Genomic DNA, 6,274 nt, shown 5'->3' with positions numbered 1-6,274 from the left:
ATATAGTATAGTGCTTTATCTTTCACACTTCAATCCACCTTAAGGATACAATCGTCTTTTCTTTATTCTTTTTCGCATACAGCTGTTGGGAATATTCATTCTGAATCGGAATTTTGCCACTGTTCGCCGGGCGATTTGAATCTGTTCTCCCAGCAGATACTCGGCAATCTCCTGATCGGACCAGGGATGAGCTGCTTCTTCACGGGCAATAAAAGAGGAAATCTTTTCCATAATAGCCTTATCCGAAATGCAGCCTTCTTCATGACTGCTGCAGCGATAGGCCTGGGCCAGAAAATCCTGTACAGCATAGGTTTTCGAGGCAAACAAGACGTACCGGTTCCGGCAGACCCGGCTGACCGTAGCCGTACTCAGTCCCGTATGGGCTGCAATATCCAGCTGCGACAGAGGGCGAAGGGAATGGCCGTGGAGAAAAAAGTTTTCCTGATGCCGGGCAATACACTCCATGACAGCGACGACTGACTGCCAGCGCCAGGCCAGAGCAGTCTGCAGATCCAGAAAACCCCGCCGGGCCTTGCGGATAAAGGCCTTTGCCGCCCCATCGCCGGCGCCGTCATACAGGGCATATAAATCATCGCGAAAGAACACTTCCGGCAGCTCTTCCAGAGACCGGACAGACACGGTTCCATCCTGACATACCAGTTCCACATCAGGCCGTACATAGTTCGTCTGTTCACAAACAGGGGAAGCCGGCTGCAGCGATAAGCCTTTCAGAAAATGACGAATACTATCCAGTTCATGAGCGCCCAGTTTCAGTGCCTTTTCAATGCGCTGCCAGCGGCCGTGAATGAAGTCGTCATAATGCTCCTGCAGAAGCCTTTCTGTCCCCGGCGGAGTCCCGTCATGACGCCGGGCCTGAATAAGCAGGGCTTCCTGAATGGAACGGGCGCCAATTCCCGGGGGCTCAAAAGACTGTACCAGCTGAAGTCCTTCTTCCATATCCCTCCTGCTCAGATGACAGGACTGCCCCAGGTCTTCTAAGGATCCCGTAAAAAAACCTTTCTCATCCAGCGACTGTATCACCAGACCGGCAGCCAGCAATACCGGTTTCGGCACATCCTGCTGGCGCAGTTCTTTCATGAGCATCTCTTCCAGGGACTCGCCGCGGCTGCGGAGATTGCCTATAGGCCGTTCGTCCTTCATCGGTCCCCTTCCAGACCGCACATCAGGATAGCGAATATCCAGCAGAGGGTTTTCCGTGACCTGAGCCTGCAGATACTCCTGCAGGTCCTGTCCGTGAAGCGTCATGAGCTGAATCGTCAACTTCTGCAGCTGCGATATCTTCAGTTTTTGCTCGAGTTTTAATGCTACCTTGGCCATACCTGTTCATCCTCATCCGATTCATTCTGTCTCTATTGTCCCATGGTCAGACCGTATCGTCAAAGGTTGTTCGCATTTTCACATATATAAATTCAGCATATCTGCAGCGATATGCATATAAAAAGGACATAGACCTGCAAAAAGGTTTAAAAAATCGCCGGGAGAATAATGGCGCCATTATTCTCCCGGCGATTTGAGCATCCTTATGAAGACGAAGACATTTCATTCAGTGCGTTCTGATAATACTCCCCATTGTACCACTGCGATATATCAACAGGAGTATCAATGACCTGGCGCTGCTGCAGGAACTGGATAATTCCGCTGTATCGCTGCAAATTCTCGTCCTTAGCGCCTACATCAGTGCCGTAATCGGTCAGCTGCGGATATACCGTATCAATAACGGATGAGTCCGTTCCGGCCTTGATATACAGAGCCCGCATATCTTCCGGATGGTTTTTGATATACTCCCTGGCCCGGAGGAGAGCCCGGTAATAGGCTGTCAGGATTTCCGGATGTTCCCTGGCAAACTGCGACCGCACGACAAATACGGTCAGGCGGGACAATTCCGGATGGCCTTTCGTGTCGAAAAGGACGTCGGCGTTGCCGGCCTGAGCCAGCAGAAAGCCCTTGGCAGCCGTCGTTACAGCAGCATCAATGCTGCCTGTCGACACCGCTGTGGCCGCATCTACTTCAGTCATGTTAATCAGATGCAGATCCGTTTCGGTCAGGCCGTTCTGCTGCAGCAGCTTCAGCAGTACAATATGCTGAGATGACCCAAACTGAACAGCCACGGTTTTCCCGGCTAACTCGCGGACAGACTGGGCTCCCAGACCCTTTCGCGTCACAATATGAGTCGAGTAATCCAGGGGCTGCACGTCAATCAGCGTCGTTTCTGCTCCCCGCGATTTCGCCACAGCAGCCGGGACTTCGCCGAGCTGGGCCATATCGATGTTGCCGCCGGCCAGCGCCTGATTGACTGCCGGGCCGCCTTTGGCAAAGGGCATGGGCTGGAACTCAGCATGCACTTTATTCAATTCTTCTGCCATATATCCCTGATCAATGGCAATGCCGGTCAGCCCGGATATGACGTCGCTGTTGACGGCTACATAGCCAAACTTCAGCATGCGGCCATTGCGGCTCATATCAGCACCGAGCCACATAATGGCAATCAGTACGACTGATATGACGGCAGATACGATCCAGGTGACATAATTTCTGCGTTTTCTTCTCATAGCACCCTCGTTAAATCATATATTCAATATATTCATTACCTTCATCAAAGAAGTTGCGGTATACGACATTGCGCATCTGTGCAAAATCGGGGTTCGTTCGTTTGCGCGGATGGGGCAGCGTACAGGGCAGAATCTTTTTTACATGAGCCGGATTGCGGTCCAGTACGACAATGCGGTCGCTCAGATAAATGGCTTCATCAATATCATGAGTGACCAAAATCATGGTCGTCTTTTCTTCTTCCCAAATCCGCAGCATTTCGTTCTGCATCTGCATTCTCGTCAGGGCATCGAGGGCGCCGAACGGTTCGTCCAGAAGAAGTACCTGCGGCTTATGGAGCAGTGCCCGGGCAATAGAAGCCCGCTGGGACATGCCGCCGGACAGCTGATGAGGATAGGCATCTTCAAACCCTTCCAGCCCGACGAGGCGGATGTTTTTCATAATCTGTTCATCCCGTTCTTCTGCCGTGCCTTCATAGTAGCCAAAGGCAATATTATCGTACACCGTAAGCCACGGCAGCAGGCGATGGTCCTGAAAGACCATGCCCCGGTCTGTGCCCGGCCCGGTAATGGGCTGGCCCCCCAGGGAAATGGTCCCTCTCTGATGGGTATCCAGGCCGGCAATAATGCGCAGGAGCGTACTTTTTCCGCAGCCGCTGTGGCCGATGATGCTGATAAATTCACCGTCGTGAATGGTCAGGTTCAGGCCCTGAATGACCGTCCGCTTTTCCCCGTTTACGATATATGATTTTTCCAGATTCTCGATGACAATATCTTTTTTATCCATCATAGTCTGTCTCCTTTATGCATCTTTCCAGGACTGGGCTTTACGGGAAATCGTCTTCAGTCCATAGTCCAGAATCCAGCCCAGTATGCCAATGACGATAATATCGGCAATGAGGATGTTGGATTTCATCAGCTGCTGGGCCGTAATGATGCGGAACCCCAGGCCCGACGTAGCGCCCATCATTTCAGCAGCGACGACGGACATCCAGGCCATGCCGGCGCCGAGCCGCAGGCCTGTGCAGACAAAGGGAAGGGCCGACGGGATATATAATTTCGTAATGACATCCCACCGCTTGACATGATAGAGGCGGATTAAATCGCGGTAAGCCGGATTAATTCCCTGGACGCCGTGAATGGTGTTAATCAGCACAGGGAAGAAGGCTCCGCGGGCAACGAGGACGATTTTGGCCATGTCGCCGACGCCAAACCATAAAATAATCAAGGGAAACCAGGCCAGGCCCGGAACCTGGCGGATACTGTCCATAACCAGGGCAAAAAATTTATTGGACCGCGCTGACAGGCCCATGGCCACGCCAATGACGATGGCCAGAGCGGCCCCCAGGAAATACCCCCGCAGGACGCTGGACAGACTGATTAAAATATCCTTCTGCAGCTGTCCCGTATGGATTTGGTCGCCAATATTGGCAGCAACCGACGGAATGGACGGCATGAGGAGTTCTGAAACATGACCTTCTGTCGTCGCATAAAACCATATGAGCAAGATAATGGCCGGAAAGAGCAGATAATTGATAATATCCACTGTCCGGGACGAAAAATAAAATGCCTTTTTCTGAGTCATCCCTATGATACCTTCTTTCTGTTATGTTCGCATGGGGCGAAACTTCATTTCCACCTGACCGTCTGCTGTTCTGCAGATCGTCTGAAACATATCCTGCAGAAGCGGATTGGTATACGTATAGTCCACCCGTTTATGATGGCCCCGCGTTTCCCGGCGGTTCCGCGACGTAAGGGCCACGGCCTGGGCCAGTTCAATCAAATCGAGAACTTCCATGGTCCGCATCAGTTCATGAGCGTCTTCGCATTTAAATTCAGCCAGGCCGAACCGGTGCAGATCGCCCAGGTATTTCAGGCCAGCCGTCATCATCGTGTCAGACCGGACGGAAAGGCCGACGTAGGTTCCCATAATCTGCTGGAGCGTCGAGTTTGCTTCCAGCCAGTGGGCCCCTTCTGCACGGTGCAGAAAGGTTTCGTACAGCTTCCGGCGCTCTTCAATACGGGGATGAGCCGAGACATCTTCTTCTGACACGGTGCGCACATAGGCTGCTGCCGATTCAGCAGCAACTTTGCCCCATACGGAAGCATTGGTTACGTTGCCCCGCACATTGCCGCAGCAAATACCGGCAGCATAGATGCCGGGAACATTGGTCGCTGCGTTCAGATCGATTTCAATGCCCCGCTGAGCCAGCGAATAGTCATACGTGCCAAATTCCACCATCGTCTTCGACAGGTCAATGCCCTTCTGCCGGCAGTAGTCCGTAATGGAATCGATGCCTTCACTGCGGAAGGCCTTTTCCTGATAAGCCAGGTCTTCGGGCGTACAGTCTGTACAGTTCATGTACGTCGGCCCTGTCCCTTTCTGGAGGCGTTCGCCAAAAATTCCCGGGAATACGTCCATCATGGGGTCGCCTGTTTCCCGGTTCGGCTTGCTGCAGAAGGGGCTGATAGACTTGCCGTTAATATCAGACAAGACGCCAATCCACGTAGCCTTGCCGGAACGGTGAAAGCCTTTAATGCCGGCATGAATATAGGGAACGTCCAGATTGACCAGTCTGGCGCCGGCCCGGTAGGCAATGACGGCGCCGCCGGCAGCGGCCGGACAGCTGTGGGTATTAAAGATATATGCCGGATTACCGTGAGGATACATGCGCATGGCCTGCGCCGTTGCTACCAGGACGGCTTTGGCCTGAAACACGAGCAGTTCCGGTTCATCATCAGCCAGGGAAAAGCCGACGGCACCGACAGCCCGGCCGGCGTCATTGCAGAGAATATCATTAATAAATACCTTATTATAGATCTTCGCTCCCCGCTTCAGCGCTTCTTTGGTCAGAATGCCCTTCTGTTTGCTGCCGTCATATTTCAGGTGATACCGCTGCCGTCCCGGAAGGGTATGGCCTTCAAAATGCCATTTTCCTGTAGGCCGCATGGTAATGCCAAAGGACTCCCATTCCTGGACGATTTCAAAGCTGCGGCGCATCATTTTCCGCAGCATATCCAGGTCCTGCCAGGGCCCTTCCATAGTCTGGCGAATCTCGCGTATAACCAGGTCAAAATCATTACCGTGACATTCGGGAATATAACACATGTAGTGATCGTTGCCGTTGGCGCCGCTGCCGGACCGCCGCGTATCAGCCTTTTCAGCAACGGCTGCGGAAATTCCCAGTCCCGCTGCCGTAATGGCAGCTTCCAGACCGGCAATACCGCCGCCAATAATCAGAAAATCCGTCTGAATAACCTTGTTGTGATCTCTTAACTTCATCATCCCTGCTCCTTCCCTGGCACATCCATAGTCAGCATCATATGCGATAACGGATACCGCATGGTAATAGCCTCTTTGGGGCAATCTTTGACACAGGCCAGACAATGCCAGCATTCATAGGGATACTTCACCAGGACATCGACAATACGGCGTCCTTCACCGCGCCTGACGCGAATGACATCAAGGGGACAGATCTGCGCACACGTCCCGCAGCGGATACATAAGGAACGATTAATAATAGGCGGCATACAGAGATTCCTTCTTTCCAAAAAAATAACACTGTCCCTGAGAACAGCGTCAATACCATGTATTCTATCGCTCATCTCTCAGGATCACTCCTGCTGGATTTAGCACCTGTACATGCAGGTTGCCGCGACATCATAAGGCCAGTCCTTCCGCCGCTCTCGATGAATGAATATTTAAC

The 6,274-nt window shown here is 52.5% G+C and carries 6 protein-coding genes and 1 riboswitch; all 6 genes read right to left on the bottom strand.

From position 1 onward, the window contains the following. Positions 1-39: 39 nt before the first annotated feature. Positions 40-1,338, bottom strand: a complete 1,299-nt coding sequence (gene rpoN, locus Q3886_RS07565) for an RNA polymerase factor sigma-54 (protein WP_301860701.1) — start codon at positions 1,336-1,338, stop codon at positions 40-42. A gap of 203 nt (positions 1,339-1,541) precedes the next feature. Beyond that, positions 1,542-2,570 carry an ABC transporter substrate-binding protein gene (locus Q3886_RS07560; protein ID WP_301860700.1) on the bottom strand — a complete coding sequence of 343 codons (1,029 nt, stop codon included), beginning with the start codon at positions 2,568-2,570 and terminating at the stop codon, positions 1,542-1,544. A 10-nt stretch (positions 2,571-2,580) separates the two neighbouring features. Beyond that, positions 2,581-3,357, bottom strand: a complete 777-nt coding sequence (locus Q3886_RS07555) for an ABC transporter ATP-binding protein (RefSeq protein ID WP_301860699.1) — start codon at positions 3,355-3,357, stop codon at positions 2,581-2,583. A gap of 12 nt (positions 3,358-3,369) precedes the next feature. Continuing rightward, on the bottom strand, positions 3,370-4,152 hold the full coding sequence (locus Q3886_RS07550; protein ID WP_301860697.1) for an ABC transporter permease: 783 nt from the start codon (positions 4,150-4,152) through the stop codon (positions 3,370-3,372). 21 nt (positions 4,153-4,173) lie between these two features. Beyond that, positions 4,174-5,853, bottom strand: a complete 1,680-nt coding sequence (locus Q3886_RS07545) for an FAD-binding protein (RefSeq protein WP_301860696.1) — start codon at positions 5,851-5,853, stop codon at positions 4,174-4,176. Further along, a complete protein-coding gene (locus tag Q3886_RS07540; protein WP_301860695.1) occupies positions 5,850-6,098 on the bottom strand; it encodes a ferredoxin family protein in 249 nt (82 codons plus the stop codon). Before Q3886_RS07540 ends, Q3886_RS07545 begins: the two co-directional genes overlap by 4 nt. A 68-nt stretch (positions 6,099-6,166) precedes the next feature. Next, a riboswitch (SAM riboswitch) is annotated at positions 6,167-6,264 on the bottom strand. Positions 6,265-6,274: the final 10 nt, after the last annotated feature.

The sequence above is a fragment of the uncultured Megasphaera sp. genome (assembly GCF_958350005.1).
Lineage (GTDB): Bacteria > Bacillota > Negativicutes > Veillonellales > Megasphaeraceae > Megasphaera.
Note: the sequence above shows the minus strand (reverse complement) of the source record. Positions and strands in the feature narration are given on the sequence as shown.